Genomic DNA, 17154 nt, shown 5'->3' with positions numbered 1-17154 from the left:
GGGGCCAGTGCTCGACCCCTCCCACTTTCACCCTGTGTTCCGCGAGGATCGGGTAGGTGGTCTTGTACTTGTCCCAGGTGCGCGGGGAGAGGCCGAGCGCCGCCGCGCCTCCCGCCGGTCCAGGAGGTCCTGGTGGTCGTCCTCGATGGGCAGGGAGGGGACGGGCTGGCCCGCGAGGAAGGCGTTGACCTGCTCGGCGTCGTAGAGGCGGACCCGTGCGCCGGCCGATCCGATCGGGGCGGGAAAGCCGTCGACGAGGTGGTGCTTGGCGTTGAGGTAGCTGTGGGTGCGCACGCCTTGCTGTGCGGCGAGGTCTGCCAGGGTGCGCACAGGTGGCGACCCGGTGTCACTGGAAGTCGGTCAGGGGCGCGTAGGTCGCCTGCCCGTACACACACCGTCGCGCACGATCCCGTAACCAGCCAACTGCGCTGCCTTCTGCACACAGGCGCCCGCGTCACCGCGCTGATCGGGCTTGACGTACGGGACACCCACATCGGCCTCGGCTCCGCGCCGCAGGGCGGTCTTGATCATAGAAGGCCCCATCTTGTAAGCGGTCACGGGCCGCCCCGACAGGGCAGCCCGTGACTCGGACAGGACTCATGCTCAAGGCCGCGTCACGCGTCCCGCCAGAATTTCCGGCCCCAGAGACGTCCGGGGCCGATCCCGGGCGCGTGGGACGCCGCGACGGCTCAGGCCGTGGCGCGGAGCAGCGGTGACGCCGGAACCGAGGCGACCCCGAGCGCCAGCGTCACGGTGGCGGCGGCGACGGCGGGCATGTGGTCCGGGGGCATGAGGATGATGGTCCATGGCTGGGTCTCGCCGTTGCCCCCCGTATTACCGAGAAGCATCATCGTGATCACCCAGGCGACGGGAACGATCACCGCCACCTGGTATCCCGCCACCCAGCGGGCCACCAGCATCAGCCCGATCAGGAACGCGGTGTTGCGACCGGCGGTATTCGCGGTAGGGGCGTCCAGCAGCACCGCGACGGCCTGCGCCACCGCGATCGCGGTCAGCGTGGTGGCCAGAACTAGCGCCTGATCGAACCGGACGACCGGACGGCAACCCGAAGCCTCGGCGGACCGGAGGCTGCTGCCGAGCACATGAGCGAGCCCGATGCAGACGATGAGCGGCGCGAAGAGCACGATCGGCCTGGCCGCCTCACTCCCCAGGGACGGAAGCGAGACGAGCGTGTCACCGGCGGCCCAGGTCACCGCCGTGTAAACAACCAGAGCGACCGCCAGTACAGGGACCTGCCGGGTCCTCACCCACCACAGCATCCGATCACCCTTCCACGGGAGGGGAAGCCGGCATTGTCTCCGGAGCGGGCTTGCACTGCTGGAGCAGCCTGACGTTGCGCGTGTACCAGGAGAGCTGCTCCTCGGGTGACAGCTTTGTCACCTTCCGCACCACGGACGCCAGGCGCGGGTCGGCGGCTCGCTTCTCGCTGGACTGACCCCGGATCGCCTCCTCGTCCAGGCCGCCCTTGACCATGAGCCACGCCGCGAGCGTGCCCATGTTGCCCTCTTGGACGTCGGTGGAGGTGTCGCACGGCGGGATGACGGGAAGAGCCGACGCCGCAACGCTGGCCTCCAGATCCACGTCGCGCATGTCCCTGTAGAGGAAGAGCCGCCACGTCTGCTTGTCGATGTGAGCCGCCTCGGAGACGAAGGCGAGCTCCTTCGGCGGCGTCAGCCCCGCACCCACCAGGCGGGGAACGACCTCCTTCGACGCCTCGGTAAGCGGGCCCAGGCTGGCGGCCGCCTCCACGGGAACACAGACCCGGGGCGAGCCGTCGGCACACACCGGCGCGTCGGTGCGGGCCTGGGGCGGCGGGTCCCCGGTCCAGTTCCGTACGGGTGCGACGGCCGACGCAGTGAACACACCGAGGCAGACCGCGGACGCGACGGCCGCAGCTCCGATCCGTACGAACCGGTTACGACGCCACTGGGCGATCTGCGCGCTGACCAGGACAGCGGCCAAAAAGCCGGTGGCCATCAACATCGGCACCACCAGGGCCATCGGATTCACCGTGATCGTGACGTCACCGTAGGGGGCGTCGAGCCACCCAGTGAGCTCCCGCAGCCACATCGGGGACGTGATCGTGACGGGCATGACGAGGCACAGATAGTCCACGACGAGGATCACGGGGGTGGCCAGGATGCGCGGCAGCATCATGCCAAGGCCGTAACCGACGGCCGTGTGGACGACGATGAGGTACCCGGCCATGGCCAGCACGCCCGGGTGCGGCCAGTCGTGGGCCACACCAGTCTGCAGTCGCACGGTGATCAGGCACGCCACGACCGCCGCCACTCCGAGCAGCGCCACCGGCCACAGCACACTGAACGCGATGGCGTACCGGCCGCGCACCGCCCCCAGCCGGTGGACGCCCGCCCGTCGCAAGCGCCCGGCCTCCCAGGCGGCGAACGCCGCGCAGGCAGGGGCGTAGAAGGGCAGGGTGTGCCCGACGAGTACCGTGTTCCCCGCCCAGTAGGCTGGCTCGTTCGATGCCTCGTGAGCGGTGACCAGCCACACCCATCCGAGGACCAGCGGCGCGATCCAGACACCGCCGGTCGTACGCAACGCCGTCGCTAGGCGCATACCGGCCCCTCCTCCCGCACGGTCGCGTAGTACGCGGCCTCCGCGAGGCGCCCGGGCGCCGTACCGTGCGGGGCGAGAGCGAGGAAATCGCGTACCTCACCGGCAAATCGGACGGCCCCGCGGTCCAGCACGACGACGTGGTCGTAGGTCTCCTCCAGATCGGCGACGTCGTGCGTCGAGAGCACCACATGCTGGTCGAGGCCGCTGAGGATCTCGTGGAAGACCCGGCGCTGGCGGGGGTCCATGCCGGCCGTCGGCTCGTCCAGCAGCAGGACTTCGGCCTCGTGCACCAGTGACTGGGCGACGCCTATCCGGCGTTGCTGCCCGCCGGACATCCGGCGGACCTTCTGGCCTGCGAGATCGGCAAGCTCGACTCGTTCCAGCGCGCCGAGCGAACGGTCCCAGGCGTCCCGCCGGTTCATGCCCTTCAGCCACCCGACGTATGCCACCTGCTCGCGGGCGGTCAGCCGGGGCACCGATTCGATCTGCTGAGGCAGCCAGGCGATGCGCCGCCGGAACGCGGTGAGGTCAGCACGCCGCGTGGTCGTCTTCCTCCCGTACACAACGGTGCCCGAGTCCGGCCGCAGCACGGAGGCGGCCAGCGCCAGCACGGTGGACTTCCCCGCACCGTTGGGACCTAGGAACACCGTCCGCCCGCGCGGAAAGTCGATGGTGAAGCGCTGAAGGACGGGAACGCGACGGCGATAGCCGAAGTTGACCGACTGAAAGCCGATGGGCATGGTGCGCACTCTCTTGTGGTGGGAGGCCCGCACCGGTTCGGTGCGGGCCGTGTCGTACGTCAGATCACCACATGTGCACGCGCGAGACCGTCAGCGTCGGCCCCGCGGAGGTGTTGCCGTTCACGGCCTTGACCTTGAAGAACAGGTCATCGCCCTTGCGGCCGGTCCACTCACCGTGAGACTGGCCGCCACCGAAGCAGGCGGTGAACGTCTTCTTCTCCCAGTTCTCGTTCGGGGTCGTGTAGTTGTAGTTGATGAGCTGAATCTGCGTCGACTCGGTCACGTACCCGTGGTCCGAGGTCACGCACTTGTAGAAGTCGATGACCGTCGGGGCCGTGCCGATGTCAGTCTTGCTGGAGCTGAAACCGGACACCACGCCCTTCAGGTAGCTGTCGATCGAGTACAGCGAAATGCCCCCCTGCTTACCGCTGTAGGCGTCTTCGGCAGACGCGATGGGTGCGGCGGCAAGAGGGAGCACTGCCACACATGCCACTACGGCGGCGGCTCTGCAGATATTTCGCGACGTACGCATGGCGACTCCTGGTTTCGATGAGGTTCACGAGACCGGGGACGGTCTCGCCGCCTGATCCGGAGACACTCCCCCCCCCAGACGAAGCGATCAAATCTTTACCCATAGTTGACGAGACCGTCGAGGAATGACCACGTCGTAATTATTTCGTGATCAACGTTAGCGAGTTTTAAGCCAAATGAGGCGCAATCCAGCGCAACGCAAAGCTACTCCCGGTTTCCCGCGCGGGACGCGTCTACGGCCTGACAGGTGCGGCCGACCTGACCGCGCGCTCGATCCTCGCGCGTGGCGCCGCGCGGGCATTCTCGTCAATCCGCCACTCGCCTTCAGGACGCAATCCGGTCCGGCCGTCGAGGCCACCAGGCCGACGATGAGGGCCTGGAGCAGCAGGACCAGGGGGCGTCCATCTTCGTTGTAGCGCGCTGCGGTATAGCGCGGGGGCAATAGTCCGTACCGGCCGCCGGCCGTTCAATAACTCGCGAAAATCCGTTCCCTCTGAGTAATCGTCAAGAGGTGGGCACTGGGCTGTTGATGCCATTTGGTACTGCTCCCACTCGGCCCGGGTGGATTCGTACTCGACTGCACCCGCGCGGAGCCTTCGATCGCATCCGGCCACCCCTCCGGTGAAGTTCTAGACAAAGGACAGGCCAGATTTCTCCATCACGTGGCAGGAGCGGGTATTGACGGCCATGGTTTCCGACCCAAGGAGCTTTCTGTGAACACACCATCGGTGCACAGCGCAAAGCACACTCATCCCGACGCATCCGGGTCGAGCACGGCATCGCCCACCTGAAGAACTGGCGAGCCCTCGCCCGCCACCTCGGCCGCCGCGAGCACATGGACGACACCGTCCAAGCCATCGCCGGCCTACTGTCCCAGCAACAAACCGCAGACCAGATCCCGGCTCGGCACACGTGAGCACCGAGGCCCCACCGACCCCTTCGACGTCTCACCGCTAACCGTGCACGAGCTCGTCAGGGCTGCAGCTGCCGCGTTCGTGGCGGTGGTCAGAGGCTCTTCAGTGCAGTGGCGCTGGGGCTGCCGGGTTCTGCTGTGTACATCACCAGGGAGAATCCTGAGCCGGGCAGGCTGAGGGTGTGCCGGTCGATTTCCAGCTCGCCCAGTGCGGGGTGAAGCAGGTTTTTTCGCACGCTGGGCATGGGGCGCACAGCATGGTTGCGCCAGCTGCTCGCAAAATCTGGATCGTGGGTTGCGAACTCGTTGATCAGCTCTGCGAGCACATTGTCTGTGGGGTACCGGACGCTGGCTGCGCGCAATTGAGCGGCTGCCTGCTGAGAGAAATCGGACTCAGAACCGGGGGCGCCGGTGCAGAGGGTGTCACGGAACCTGATCGAGATGCGTGTGACGTTGCGCTGGTCAGGTGTGAGACGAGAGAAGTCTGTGATCAGGGCTGCGGCTGCTGCGTTCCATGCGACGACGTCTTGCCGGTCGTTGACGATGTAGGCAGGGATGCCGTCAAGTCTGCCGAGTAGCTGTTGGGCATCCTCGGGTACGTGCTCTGGCGCGCCGTCGTTGTCCGTCGGCAGCACCTGCCCGGCCAGGCGGGCCAGATGGTCACGCTCTGCTTCAGTGAGCTGGAGGGCTGTCGCGAGCGCAGACAGCACCTGCGGTGAGGGTCGGGGTGCCCGTGCCTGTTCCAGCCGTTCGTAGTAGCTCACCGACACCTGTGCCAGGGCGGCTACCTCTTCGCGGCGCAGTCCGGGTGTACGGCGAGCGCGCCGGCTTGGCGGGAACGTCGCTTGGGCCGGCGCATCTTCTGGTCGCAGGTCCTCGCGGCGGCGGCGGAGAAAGTCTGCGAGTTCCTGACTGCTCACTGTTCCATGCTGTCACAGGCGAGACAGCGGAGCCTCGCACTGTCGGTCCGGGGCTTGGCTGTCCGTTCCGTGCCCACACATCTGCCGTGCATGGTGGTCTGGTCGGTTTGTTGAGTACGAGGAGGACTGATGTCCAGCACGCCTGAGGAGATTTTTCGCCGCATGATCGACTTGATGCTGGCCAAAGACATGAATGCCGTGGCAGATCTGTGGGCGCCTGACGGAATTGCGGAATTTCCTTTCGCGGCCGGGAGCTCCCCTCGCGTTCTCCGTGGACGCGAGGAGGTACGCGCCTACCTCGCTCACTATCCGGAGCTGATGGACATAAAGGAGGTGGCCGCGCTCACGGTGCGGCCCACGGAGCAACCGGACACTGTCGTGGTGGAGTGGACGGCGACCGGCCGCACCGTGACCACCTCCCAGCCCTACCGTCTGGACTACATCGTGGTTCTCACGGTCCGCGACGGGCTGATCGCTCTGTTTCGGGATTACTGGAGCCCGCTGTCGGCGGCCGCCGCTGCCGGGAATCTCGCCGGGCTGATCGACTCACTCGAAAGCAGGGGCGCCTGATGTCGGGAGTGCTCGTGACCGGAGGAACCGGCCAAACCGGCAGGACGCTGGTGCAAGTGCTCCGCAACGATGGTGTGCAGGCCCGGGTCGCCAGCCGGAACCCAGCCGCAGCCGGCCCCGATGCAATCCGCTTCGACTGGAACGACCCGACCACATACGGACCTGCGCTCGACGGGATGGACCGGGTCTTCCTGCTTCCGCCGGTGGACAGTGTGGACCCGCTGCCACTGGTCGAGCCCTTCCTGCACCAAGCACAGCGGGCCGGTATCCGGCGCCTCGTGATGCTCGGCTCCGCCATTGTGCTGCCGAACGCGCCCAGCGCCGTAGAGATGGCCGCTCAGGTTCGGGCTCAGCCCAGAGGTGTCGTACTGCGCGCGTCCGGCTTCATGCAGAACTTCCTGCGCCCGCACCCACTGGCCGAACATATCCATCGACTCGGTGAGATCCGCACCGCAGCCGGTGACGGCAAGCTGGGGTGGGTCGACGCGCGAGACATCGCGGCCAGTGCTGCCGTGCTGTTGGCCGACCTGGATATGGACGCTCGAAGCGACTACCTGATCACCGGACCGCACGGGATGAGCTATCCACAGGCCGCGCAGATCATCACCGCACAGACCGGCAGACAGGTTCGGGTGGAGCGTATTACAGAGGAGGAACAGGCTGCCGCCTACCGCGCCTCCGGAATGCCGGCCCAGTTCGCTGACTCCCTTGCCGCCGTCGAGCGCGCAATAAAGACGGGACGCGAAGACCAGGTCAGCACCGCAGTGCTCGATCTGACCGGCCACCCGCCGCGCACCTTTACCGAATTCGTCTCCGACCACGCGGACGAGTGGACACAGTAGTGCCGGAACAGCCGCGTCGGGTGGAGTGGCTGGGCGGGGCAGGTCCAGGCGCTACGGCCCGCGCCTTCCCGGTCTTCGAGGGGAGGGGCTGGCACGCTGGCCCGTGTCGGCCAGTTCAGGAGTCCGGTCTGGGGTCGGCCGGCCTCGCACAGCTCGATGTCCGGTTCGGCAAGCGCGACCAGGGCGTCCGCGCGCGAGATCAGGCCCACTTGGTCGGGGTAGGTGGCACAGTCTCCGCGGTGGAGCAGGGCGGTGGACGAGGAGCGTTGCGTTCGGATCTTCCAGGACATCGCGACGCTTACCCCTTACGCCTGATACCGGCAGTGTCTGCCGACATGCTCAGCGGTCAGTGCTGCGGGTTTCGCGGGTGTGGTGGTGTTCGGCGTTGATGCGCTGTGCTTCCTCGAGCTGGTCTTCGAGGATGATGATTCTGCAGGCTGCCTCGATGGGGGTGCCCCGGTCGACAAGTTCCCGGGCGCGGGCGGCGATGCGGAGCTGGTAGCGGGAGTAGCGGCGGTGTCCGCCTGCGGAGCGGAGTGGGGTGATGAGGCGTGCTTCGCCGATGGCGCGGAGGAAGCCCTGGGTGGTGTTGAGTATTTCGGCGGCGCGGCCCGTGGTGTAGGCGGGGTAGTCGTCGTCGAGACGTCCCAGGTTGTCGTCTGCTGTCACTTGCACCTCTTGTGCGAGCGCGTGGAGGGGCCCCGGTGCCATGTTGCACCGGGGCCCCGAAGGACTGTTACACCATCTGCCGGCCTTGGTCGTGCGCCGGCCTGTTGTTTCCGCTGACCCGACTTGTTCGGTGTCGGGTATGCGGGGATCGCGGTTGCTTGACCGGAGACCACCTCACTATCGATGTCCTGCGGTACCCGGACCCGCGTGGCGTCCGGGCGATCCTGATGGCGTCTCGATCCTCCGTTCGTCCCTCTGGTGTCACTTACTTGCTCTACTGCTGGTACTGCGAACTGCTCGGCAGCCTTGTGACAGCGCCACTCCTTCGGCAGCCAGCCCCGTCGCCCGTCCTGCATCTGCTCCGGCTTGGAACCCCACTGCCGAACTTCCCGGCACGCGCGCCGCAGCCTGGCGCCTTTACCGAGGGACTGCTGGTACTACCGGCTGCGCTGGTTGGCGGCCCCTGATCACCGCGGGCGACCCGGTCCGGTCACCAGCCCCATCGCCGTCATGCAACCAACCTGGCTTCGGCACTCCGTCACCGCACCGTCCTGCGAACTACAACTACGGGTCCTGCTGCCGGGCAGTTCGTCTCTGCCCGGCCCTGCTGTCCTTCTTGCTTACGAGAGAAACCATAACCACACCACAACCCAATGTCTACCTCCGCCAGCATAGATTTTCAGGTGTGCAGTAGTGAGACAGTCGACCGCGAAGCGCGTAGGGATGGGTCACCGTGCCGCCCGGCACCCGAGCGGGCGGGATCGCTCCGAGTCAGATCCGCCCGGCCGGCACACGGGCGAGGCCCGCGAACCCCGCGCAGCCCGGGCCTTGGCCGTCCACGGGGCTCCCAGCCCGGCGACCGCTGCACCTAAGATCCCGGACATGTGGGTCGCGAATGAACGGGTGCACGCAACGGTTCACGGGGTAGACGTGTGGCCTCGATCGTTCTGGGAGAGGGGCGCAGCGGGATGCCGGTCGACGCGATAATCAGCCCTTGAGCGGCCGTCCGGTACTGGCGGCTGTGTCCTTCGTCGGCGATGAGCCGGTGTCCCATGCACGGCACGCCGCCTGGGACTTCGTGAACGAGTTGCAGGCCGTCCACGGGATCCCGGTCTCCGACCGCGCGATGGGCAGCGTCCAGCTCGTGGTCAGCGAGCTCGTCACCAACGCGCACAAGTACGCTCCCGGCCCCTGCCTGCTCAACCTCGAACTGACCGACGGGGCTGTGGAGATCGGCGTCTGGGACACCGAATCAACCCTCCCCGTCCCGCAGAGCCCTGACCCCGGCCGGGTCGGACAACACGGCCTCGAAATCGTCATCGCCCTCAGCCGCAGCTTCGAAATGCACCGCGACCCCGTAGGCAAACGCATCAAAGCCACCATCCCCCTGACCGGCAACCCCACCTAAAAACCAGCAGGCCACCAGCACCGCCACACCCCGCCCCGGAACCATTTCAGAGCGACGAGGAACACAAGTGGCGGCATCACGACGCCATGCCGGCACGCAGGGGGCACCTTCGCGGGATGAGGGCCCTGGCGATGATGGTGGAGCCGGCACGGGCTGCGCTCAGAAGCCGGTCACCGGTATGCCGTCGGATCAGTGGTCGTGTGGGGCTGCGGTGAGTGCCTGGGACAGGGTGGGGAATATCTGGAAGGCGGTGACGGTCCCGGTCACTTCAAGGGTGTGTCTGGCGAACTGGCTGAGTGGTCCGCAGAGCCAGGGAAGCTGCCCTGAGCCTCGGCGAGTTGGCTTGAGGAGTTCGAAGAGCAGAGCCGTGTTCATGAAGTTCACTCTGCCCAGGCTGGCCAGCGCTTGCTTGCTCGATCGCCCCGCGGGGTCAAGGGTCAGCCTCACCAGCTCCCTGCCCCTGGCCCGGCCAGCGAACTGTGTCAACTCGACGCAGAGGTAAGTGCATAGAGCACACGCCCCTGTGGTCGAATAACGATCTTGTCTCGCTGGCTGGGACTTCCCTCGATCACCAGCAGCGACGTGAGATGCGTCACCCAAGGTTCGGTAAAGACGTGGTACAAAATCGCAACTCCGCAGGTGGAACCACCGACAACTCCGCTGCGGAGGATCGACCCTCCTTATCCGCACCGGGCCCCGACGTGATGACGGTGCCGAACGCGCCGCACACCAAGAGCTGCATATCGGACAACGACGTTCGCTCAGACATCACTCATCCGGCGACAACTCTCGCTTGCCCCCCCCCACCCACCGAGGTAGTCATCTTGTCACTCGACTCCGTCACCCGGTCCGTCGATGAAGCCGTCAGCGGTTTCTTCGAGCCCATAGCCAAGTGGCTGGGGGAGGTGGTCTTCTACGCCGTACCAATAGGCGGAACCGATCTGCCTCTCATAGTCGCCTGGCTCGTCGTCGCAGGCCTGGTCTTCACCGGCTGGTTCGGGTTCATCCAGTTCCGCAAGTTCAGACTCGCCGTGGACGTGGTCAGGGGCAAGTACGACGAGAAGGGCTCTGCCGGCGAGGTCAACCACTTCCAGGCGCTGACGGCCGCAGTCTCCGGCACAGTCGGCCTCGGCAACATCGCCGGTGTGGCCGTCGCCGTCTCCATCGGCGGGCCAGGTGCCACTTTCTGGATGGTCCTGTGCGGTCTTCTCGGCATGGCCACCAAGTTCGTCGAAGTCACTCTCGGCGTGAAGTACCGGGAGGTGCACGCCGACGGCACCGTCTCCGGCGGCCCGATGCACTACCTTCCCAAGGGCCTCGCCGAACGCTTCGGCAAGAATGGCAAGGCTCTCGGCAAGGTCCTCGCGGTCCTCGCGTCCTTCATGATCCTGTTCTTCGGCCTCTTCGGCGGAAACCTCTTCCAGGTCAACCAGTCCTACGCGCAGTTGGTTTCGGTCACCGGTGGCGAGGACGGCGCGCTGGGCTCCTCCGCCGGCGCGCTGTTCTTCGGCATCCTGATCGCCGCGCTCGTCGGCATCGTGCTGCTCGGCGGTATCCGCTCCATCGCCAACGTCACCAGCAGGCTCGTCCCTGCCATGGCCGGCATCTACATCGCTGCGTGCCTCGTTGTCATCCTGGTCAACGTGACCGCCGTCCCGGACGCCGTGGCCACCATCGTCGAGGGAGCGTTCAATCCCGAGGGAGTCGCCGGCGGTGTGCTCGGCGCGCTGATCATCGGCTTCAAACGGGCCGCCTTCTCCAACGAGGCCGGCCTCGGCTCCGCCCCGATCGCCCACTCCGCGGTCAAGACCAAGCACCCCGCCAGCGAGGGCCTGGTCGCGCTGCTGGAACCGTTCATCGACACCGTCGTCATCTGCACCATGACCGCTCTGACCATTGTCATCGCCAACCCGGCCAGCTGGGCGGAGGCCCGCGCCGGCGAAGACATCGGCGGTGTCACCATCACCTCCGACGCGTTCGAGACGGTCCTGCCCTGGTTCCCCTACATCCTCACCGTTGCGGTGCTGCTCTTCGCCGTCTCAACGGTGCTGACATGGGGCTACTACGGCCTCAAGTCGTGGACGTACCTGTTCGGCCGCAGCCGGACCAGCGAGCTCACCTTCAAGATCCTCTACACAATGTTCGCCGTCGCAGGATCGTTGCTCACTCTGCAGACCTTGATCGACCTGGCCGACGCGGTCCTCTTCACGCTCGCCGTCATCAACATCATCGGCCTCTACCTGCTCGCCCCGGTCGTCAAGCGGGAACTCAACGCCTTCCTGCAATACGTACAGAACCGGAAGGCGGGCGAGCCCTCGGAAAGCGGGAAAGACCGGGAGCAGGAGAAAAACATAGTTTGACAGGCAAGCCCACACGGGCCCGTGCCCTTCTCGCGCCTTCGTGCGCACAGGGCACGGGCCCTTTCGCCATCCTCGACAGGTCGCTGAACAGGGCCGCCGAGAGGCCCGCGGAGCCAGGCTCGGACTGCGCAGGCGAACTGATGCCGGCCGGGCTGCCGGCGGCCAGAGCGCGCGAACGCACGAGCTCCAGCGCAGTGCGGCCGATCTCCAGGGTGGTGCCGATCCGCCAGGAGGCGTCGTTGACCAGCTGGAGCCGGGCCTGCGCCCGGTCCTCGCCGGTTATGTCAACAGCAGATAGCGCGACCCCCACCAGCTCGCCCCGTGCGTCCCACATTGGGGCGATCCGCCCCAGCCAGGCATGCTCGCGCGGCTCGCCACCGGTACGCAGCCGGGTGCGGACATCCCTGGGCCTGCCGCTTTCCAGCACCTGACGCAGCTGCTCCTCCAGCTCGATGCTCTGCGGCTTGCCGCCGATCTCCGACAGACGAAGGCCGCGAGCCTCCTCCTCGGTGAGCCCGATGACCTCCTCCATCGCTCGGTTGGCGCGCCGCAGCCGGATTTCGGTGTCGTACAGGGCGAGAGCGTTGGGCGCGTAGCGGAACGCCGGGCGGGGCAGTCGGTTGTCCTCCCTCGGTGCGTTCGGTGCCGGCCAGGGGACTGACGAGCAACCACCCTTCGAAGCCACCTTCTTGCTGGCGGAGCCGGTGGGCCAGCAGCCGTACAGTCAGCCGCCGACCGTCGCGGTGCCTCAGCTCGACAGTGCCCCTCCAGGGCAGTGGCCGCTCGTGGCGGGACGGGGCGGTTACAGCGACGGGGTCAGCGAGTAGCTCGGCTGCCGAGCGGCCCAGCATCCGCGCTGCGGTGTGGCCCAGCAGCCGCCGGGCACCGTCGTTCCAGTGCGTGATCCGCCCGGAACTGTCCAGGAGAGCGCGGGCAGTAGCCGCCTCGTCCGGGACCAGGCCCCAGGGGTCGTCCCTTCGGGAGGACTTTCCATAACCGACAGTGCTCACATCCCCAGACTGGGGCTCGGTGAGCAGGCCGACAACCAGAGAACGCCAGCCGGGAACCCCGTCCGGATCGTGAGACGGCGCAATCCGCAAGCAATACAGGGGACTTCAGGCGTTTGGTCAAGCTGAGGTGCGGTCGATGCGGTGTCCGCACACCGCACGCCTGGGACGGTCGAAGTCGCTGGTCCCTCGTACCTGATAGACGAACTGCGTCCAGGCCGACTCCCTCGATCAAGGGGTCGTGGCCACGCGACTCAAAAGATCCCGACAAGGCACCGCACATGTTCACGGATGCCGAGTGCGACACCTTCGTCGGTGGCATCGTCCGCCGGAAGCTCCCATGCCAGAAGAAGAAAGGCGGGTTTCCGCCACGTACGGCCGTGAGACGCGTGGAGAAGATGTGGAAGGAGTATCGAGAGGATGCACTTCAGACCAGGTAGCGGCTTGAGCCTCTGATCCGCACTGTGGCAACCAGCGAACCGCGTGGGGCATGGTGCCTCTGGGCCGTATGGGAAGAAGCTAGGAACGGCTGACTGAGAACGCTCCAGTGAATCGTGCATCTGGCACAGTGAGGGCGCCGAGTCCTCTCGCGCGTGGCAAGGAGACGGCGCACGAGCACTGCGAGGGGCGGGCGAGGCGTTGGCCCACGCAGTCGGAGTTGTGCGGTGCCGCGCATCGGGGGTAGCCGAAGCAGCTCACCCCACCCCGCACCGCAGGCATGAACGTCCGCACCACAGCACCGGATCGCGCAGGCAGCACCCACCTCGTCCACAGGAGGCACGCCCATGCACGTCCGCACCCCAGACTCCTTACGCAGACCCGTACAGGCCGTGCTGCTCGTCATCGGCATGGTGGCCGCGCTCCTGGCCGCGGTCTTTCCTGCCGCAAGATCCGCCCAGGCCGCGGTTCCCGACCGATGGGGCTTCGCCTATCTGGACGACTCGACACCCCCGCCCGGCTACGCACCCGATCCCTCACGCCAGTGGGGCAGCTGGGCCTCTCCGTCCACCAACCCCGTCAAGGTGGACCAGATCGGCCTCGGAGCGTACGTCGTGCACTTCCCGATGATCGGCGGGGTGGACGGAATAGCCCACGCCACCGCAGTCGACAGCACGGGCCGCTGGTGCCAGATCACCGCATGGAAGGACGTGGGGTCCGGCGAGGACGTCTACGTGAACTGCTACCGACCCGGTGGCGCGCCCGACAATTCCACCTTCACCGTCCTCTACACCAGCAGCAGTGGCACCCCCGCGACACCTTCCGGCTCGTACGGCTACCTCTACTCGGACACCAGCGGGATCGCTCTCACCCAGTACAACTCCACGGGAGCGGTCAACTCGGTGAGCCACGGCGCGACCGGCGTCTGGAAGGCGTGGCTTCCTGGCCTGGGGCTGTCCAGCCAAGCAGGCAACCTTCAGGTCACCGCGGTCGATACTCGGCAGAGCGCACGGTGCAAGGTATCGGACTGGGCGCCGGGTACGGCCGGGCAGACCGTCGTGGTTGCCTGCTACGACGCATCCGGTGCTCCATATGACACCAGATGGACGCTGAGTTACTCCCACCTGCGCGCGGTCCATGGCCCGGCCTTCCCCCCCAAGGCATTCGGTTACCTCTGGTACAACGGATCACTTCCCACATTGACCAACTACAACTCCGGCGGGGCCGCCAACACCCTCGGCGGTTCGGGATCACCCTTCACGGTCACCATGCCGTCGATAGCCGTGCCGTCCGACACCGCTCAGACCACCGCCTACGGCCGCGGGGCCGACTACTGCGGCCTACACGCGCCGTGGGACCGGAGCAGCGGTACCGTCCTGCTCTACGTCAGTTGCTTCGGCCCCGGCGGGACACCGGTGAAGGTTCCCTTCTTCACCGCCTACACCTCAGCCCGCTGACCTCTCCTGTCGCTCGGGCTCGCCAAGGCGGTACGCACAGCGTGTGGAGACATTGGCTGCACCTACCAGCGCGTCGTCCCCCGAGACGACGCGCGCACCGCCGCGAGGGCGCTGAGGGCGGGCCGAGACCCTGACGCGCTCCAACATGATCACCTCCTCGGACGCATAGACGGAGCCGACGCAGCATGCGATATCCACTCTCCTCACGGGCGCGACTCGGGCGTAGTGCCAAAGGGGGTCGATGAGCGAGGGCCGAATGAGCCGTATCGGAGGTTCCCCGGCAAACTCGTGCGGAGCACCGCACTACCCCTCGCTCACGGCCTTGATCGTGAGGACAGGTCTACACCACTAGAACGTGTCACGCCGCCATGCATCCCTCTCCAGAATCGTGCACGAGAGCCAGTGAACCTTTTCCATCTTGATCAGCTGGCGAGTTCGAGGGCGACGACGGCTCGGACGACTGCTGTGATGCGGGTGGTGCTACAGCGGAGCTTCCGCAGGAGCGGCCAGGACTTGAGGATCGCCATGGCGCGTTCACCGAGGCTGCGGATCTTCGTATGGTCCCGGTTGTGACGTCGGCGCCAGCCGCGCAGGTGCTTGCCACGGATCGGGACACGGATCGCAGGGCCGGCGCCCTGATACGCCTTGTCGGCCCAGCACTTGATGTCGTCTGCGGCAAGGGCGGCGGGAATGCCGTGGGCCCGCGCCGCGGTCAGGTCGTGCGTGGCTCCCGGCAGTGCGTCCGAGGCCCGGATCAGGCGTCCGGCGGGATCGGCGAGTACCTGCACGTTCATCCCGTGGTGCTTCTTCTTCCCGGAATAGTACGGCCGGTCTGCGGCGAGGCGGTCGATCGGCAGCACGGTGCCGTCGAGCATCACGTACGCCTTCTTCCGGACGGACGTCATGGCCTGTTTCAGCGTGGGCGCGAGGGCGGCCAGGAGGTTGACGGCCTCGCGTATGTAGCGATAGGCCGTGGCGATCCCGATGCGGAAGCCCGCGGCGAGGCGGGCGTAAGTGTCGCCGCAGCGCAGGTGGGCCAGGACGAGCAGGGCCTGGCAGCCGCAGATCAGGCGACGCCAGCGCGAACCGATCCGACGGCGGTGACCTGCGAGAACACCGGAGAGATGCCGCAGCGCGCGGCTGGACAGATCGATGCCGGACGGGTAAACAAGCACGTGAAGCTCCTGGCGGACTGGTGATCTTGGTCCTGAACCCGTCTACCAGGAGCTTTCTTCATGCCCGCCGCCGGGGCTGCCGGTCCAACTACCGTCAGGTTGGAAACGGCTCAGTTGTTGCTGCAGCAACGGCAGCCCTCGCATTCGGCGCCTCCCCTGCCAGCGCTGCGGCGAACTGGCAGGAAGTGAAGACGTAACCTAAGGCTTGTCCCGTAACTGATCTTGGAGTGGCTGGGGGCGAGGCCGTCCAGGTTCGGCCCATTCGCCTATCCGGCGAGGGTGAGGTTGTGCAGGCGGGCGATGCCGCTCATGGCGTGATGGACGCCGTCTCCTCTGAGGCGGCAGTCGCGCAGGATCTTCCAGGTCTTCATGCGGGCGAAGACGTGCTCGACGCGGGCACGGACTTGCTTGTGGGACTTGTTGTGTGCCTGCTTCCAGTCGGGCAGGCCCTCGCCTTCGCGGCGCCGGTGGGGCATCACGAGTCCGGTCCCCGGGTAGCCCCGTCGGCGATCGTCATGGTGGTGCCGACGGTGGCCTTGGCACCGGATTCCTCCCATGCCCTGCAGTCGTTTCGGTTGCCGGGCAAGGGCCGGCCGACCAGGACGACGAGCCGGGTGTCGGCATCGATGACGACCTGATGGTTGGTGGAGTACCGGTAGTTCTTCGATTGCTCGGCCACCGCGTGGTCCCGGGTGGGCACCAGGGTGCCGTCCACGATGAGGACGGTCTCCTTGCGGAACCGCTTGCGGGGCTGGAGCGCGAGAGTCGGGCCGAGATGGTTGATGATGCGGTCTGCCGCCGACTTCGAGACCCCGAACAGCTGGGCAAGCTGGCGCATCGTCAAGTTCGTTCGCCAGTACACCACGATCAACAACGCTCGGTCCTCCAGCGGAAGACCCCAAGGCCGCCCCTTGCGGATCGCGTCCGCTCCGTCGCGCCGCAGCGAGGTCACCAGCTTGGCGAACTGGCGCGGGCTCAGCCCGGTGAACGGGCCTATCCAGGATGGTTCCGACGCCGTGATCACGCGAGGCATCGCAGGATCATCGCACTTACGGGCGGCAGCCTTGGAGGCTACCTGGCCTCAGAACTCAAACCAGAGGTCGATGTTCGGGTGGACCCGTTCGCGCAGGCAGTTTGAGTGTGCATAGGCCTGCTGCCGCACGGTATCGCCTCGCACCAGGTCAACCGCACCGAGCCTGAGCTTGGTTGCTGCCCGGTCCTGGTCGAGATCGATGACCTGATAGCAGAAGCAGCATATGGGGTTCGGGTTCAACGATGCCCTCTCATGTTGCTGAGACAACAGCTCCGGCCGCGCTGTTCTTCAGACCTTACGTCGGACAGGACGCCGTTAACGGGACAGCCCTTAGAAATCAAAGAATAGAATCTTTAGACCGTGTCCCATGTGGGTTCGGCCCGTTGGGCCAGTCATGGGGCGGGGTACGTGGAGTTGGATTGTTCCGGACGGGCTGTGGGAGATCGCGGAGCCGTTGATCCCGCCGTCGAAGGTGCGGCCGCAGGGCGGC

16 protein-coding genes and 4 pseudogenes are annotated in these 17154 nt (G+C 66.6%); 6 read left to right on the top strand and 14 right to left on the bottom strand.

Translation table 11 applies throughout. From position 1 onward, the window contains the following. Positions 1 to 27 precede the first annotated feature (27 nt). The 7 genes from IA22_RS36950 to IA22_RS35755 all read right to left on the bottom strand — a co-directional run bounded on the left by IA22_RS36950 (position 28) and on the right by IA22_RS35755 (position 5705). Complete coding sequence (locus IA22_RS36950; RefSeq protein ID WP_157840970.1) at positions 28 to 330, bottom strand: hypothetical protein; 303 nt, start codon at positions 328 to 330, stop codon at positions 28 to 30. 30 nt (positions 331 to 360) lie between these two features. Then, entirely contained in the window at positions 361 to 531 is a 171-nt protein-coding gene (locus tag IA22_RS36945; protein ID WP_237691268.1) for a hypothetical protein, read from the bottom strand. 158 nt (positions 532 to 689) lie between these two features. Continuing rightward, positions 690 to 1268, bottom strand: a complete 579-nt coding sequence (locus IA22_RS34840; protein ID WP_157840969.1) for a hypothetical protein — start codon at positions 1266 to 1268, stop codon at positions 690 to 692. 16 nt (positions 1269 to 1284) lie between these two features. Continuing rightward, positions 1285 to 2601, bottom strand: a complete 1317-nt coding sequence (locus IA22_RS0132675) for a DUF7224 domain-containing protein (RefSeq protein WP_157840968.1) — start codon at positions 2599 to 2601, stop codon at positions 1285 to 1287. Beyond that, positions 2592 to 3341, bottom strand: coding sequence for an ABC transporter ATP-binding protein (locus IA22_RS0132670; protein WP_030125742.1), 750 nt, complete (start codon positions 3339 to 3341; stop codon positions 2592 to 2594). Before IA22_RS0132670 ends, IA22_RS0132675 begins: the two co-directional genes overlap by 10 nt. A gap of 64 nt (positions 3342 to 3405) precedes the next feature. Continuing rightward, the gene (locus IA22_RS0132665; RefSeq protein ID WP_157840967.1) at positions 3406 to 3825 is read right to left on the bottom strand and encodes a hypothetical protein; all 420 of its coding nucleotides are present in this window, start codon (positions 3823 to 3825) and stop codon (positions 3406 to 3408) included. A gap of 1052 nt (positions 3826 to 4877) precedes the next feature. Beyond that, complete coding sequence (locus IA22_RS35755) at positions 4878 to 5705, bottom strand: helix-turn-helix transcriptional regulator (protein WP_078468424.1); 828 nt, start codon at positions 5703 to 5705, stop codon at positions 4878 to 4880. Between the two features lie 129 nt (positions 5706 to 5834). On the opposite strand from IA22_RS35755, the gene IA22_RS0132655 reads away from it, so the two are divergent. Beyond that, entirely contained in the window at positions 5835 to 6275 is a 441-nt protein-coding gene (locus tag IA22_RS0132655; protein WP_030125740.1) for a nuclear transport factor 2 family protein, read from the top strand. Then, positions 6275 to 7117 (top strand): NmrA family NAD(P)-binding protein, encoded by an 843-nt coding sequence (locus IA22_RS0132650; protein WP_030125739.1) that lies wholly within the window; start codon positions 6275 to 6277, stop codon positions 7115 to 7117. Before IA22_RS0132655 ends, IA22_RS0132650 begins: the two co-directional genes overlap by 1 nt. A gap of 131 nt (positions 7118 to 7248) precedes the next feature. On the opposite strand, the pseudogene IA22_RS37870 reads toward IA22_RS0132650, so the two are convergent. Together IA22_RS37870 and IA22_RS0132645 are read right to left on the bottom strand one after the other, a co-directional pair. Beyond that, positions 7249 to 7407: pseudogene (locus tag IA22_RS37870) on the bottom strand (DUF6233 domain-containing protein); the annotation flags it as partial. Between the two features lie 49 nt (positions 7408 to 7456). After that, entirely contained in the window at positions 7457 to 7786 is a 330-nt protein-coding gene (locus IA22_RS0132645) for a MerR family transcriptional regulator (RefSeq protein ID WP_030639190.1), read from the bottom strand. A 994-nt stretch (positions 7787 to 8780) separates the two neighbouring features. Between IA22_RS0132645 and IA22_RS0132640 the strand changes: the two genes are divergently transcribed. Together IA22_RS0132640 and IA22_RS0132635 are read left to right on the top strand one after the other, a co-directional pair. Further along, positions 8781 to 9194 (top strand): ATP-binding protein, encoded by a 414-nt coding sequence (locus IA22_RS0132640; protein WP_097243187.1) that lies wholly within the window; start codon positions 8781 to 8783, stop codon positions 9192 to 9194. A gap of 824 nt (positions 9195 to 10018) precedes the next feature. After that, positions 10019 to 11554: an alanine/glycine:cation symporter family protein gene (locus IA22_RS0132635; protein WP_030125736.1), complete on the top strand. Its 1536-nt coding sequence runs from the start codon at positions 10019 to 10021 to the stop codon at positions 11552 to 11554. Here the strand turns inward: IA22_RS0132635 and IA22_RS35750 are convergent. After that, positions 11463 to 12239 carry a PAS domain-containing protein gene (locus IA22_RS35750; protein ID WP_234434705.1) on the bottom strand — a complete coding sequence of 259 codons (777 nt, stop codon included), beginning with the start codon at positions 12237 to 12239 and terminating at the stop codon, positions 11463 to 11465. The genes IA22_RS0132635 and IA22_RS35750 overlap by 92 nt on opposite strands. Before the next feature lie 34 nt (positions 12240 to 12273). After that, positions 12274 to 12564: pseudogene (locus IA22_RS37865) on the bottom strand (PAS domain S-box protein); the annotation flags it as partial. 782 nt (positions 12565 to 13346) lie between these two features. Here IA22_RS37865 and IA22_RS0132625 point away from each other — a divergent pair. Beyond that, positions 13347 to 14456: a hypothetical protein gene (locus IA22_RS0132625; protein ID WP_030125734.1), complete on the top strand. Its 1110-nt coding sequence runs from the start codon at positions 13347 to 13349 to the stop codon at positions 14454 to 14456. A 422-nt stretch (positions 14457 to 14878) separates the two neighbouring features. Here IA22_RS0132625 and IA22_RS0132620 read toward each other — a convergent pair whose 3' ends face one another. The 3 genes and pseudogenes from IA22_RS0132620 to IA22_RS36940 form a co-directional block, all read right to left on the bottom strand. Next, the gene (locus IA22_RS0132620; protein ID WP_030125733.1) at positions 14879 to 15631 is read right to left on the bottom strand and encodes an IS5/IS1182 family transposase; all 753 of its coding nucleotides are present in this window, start codon (positions 15629 to 15631) and stop codon (positions 14879 to 14881) included. A gap of 266 nt (positions 15632 to 15897) precedes the next feature. Further along, positions 15898 to 16664 (bottom strand): annotated as a pseudogene (locus tag IA22_RS34535) (transposase). A gap of 48 nt (positions 16665 to 16712) precedes the next feature. Then, a complete protein-coding gene (locus IA22_RS36940) occupies positions 16713 to 16904 on the bottom strand; it encodes a hypothetical protein (protein WP_015575451.1) in 192 nt (63 codons plus the stop codon). Positions 16905 to 17058: 154 nt separating this feature from the next. Here IA22_RS36940 and IA22_RS37365 point away from each other — a divergent pair. Continuing rightward, positions 17059 to 17154, top strand: a pseudogene (locus IA22_RS37365) (IS5/IS1182 family transposase); the annotation flags it as partial.

The sequence above is a fragment of the Kitasatospora papulosa genome, from assembly GCF_000717245.1.
GTDB lineage: Bacteria > Actinomycetota > Actinomycetes > Streptomycetales > Streptomycetaceae > Streptomyces > Streptomyces papulosus.
Note: the sequence above shows the minus strand (reverse complement) of the source record. Positions and strands in the feature narration are given on the sequence as shown.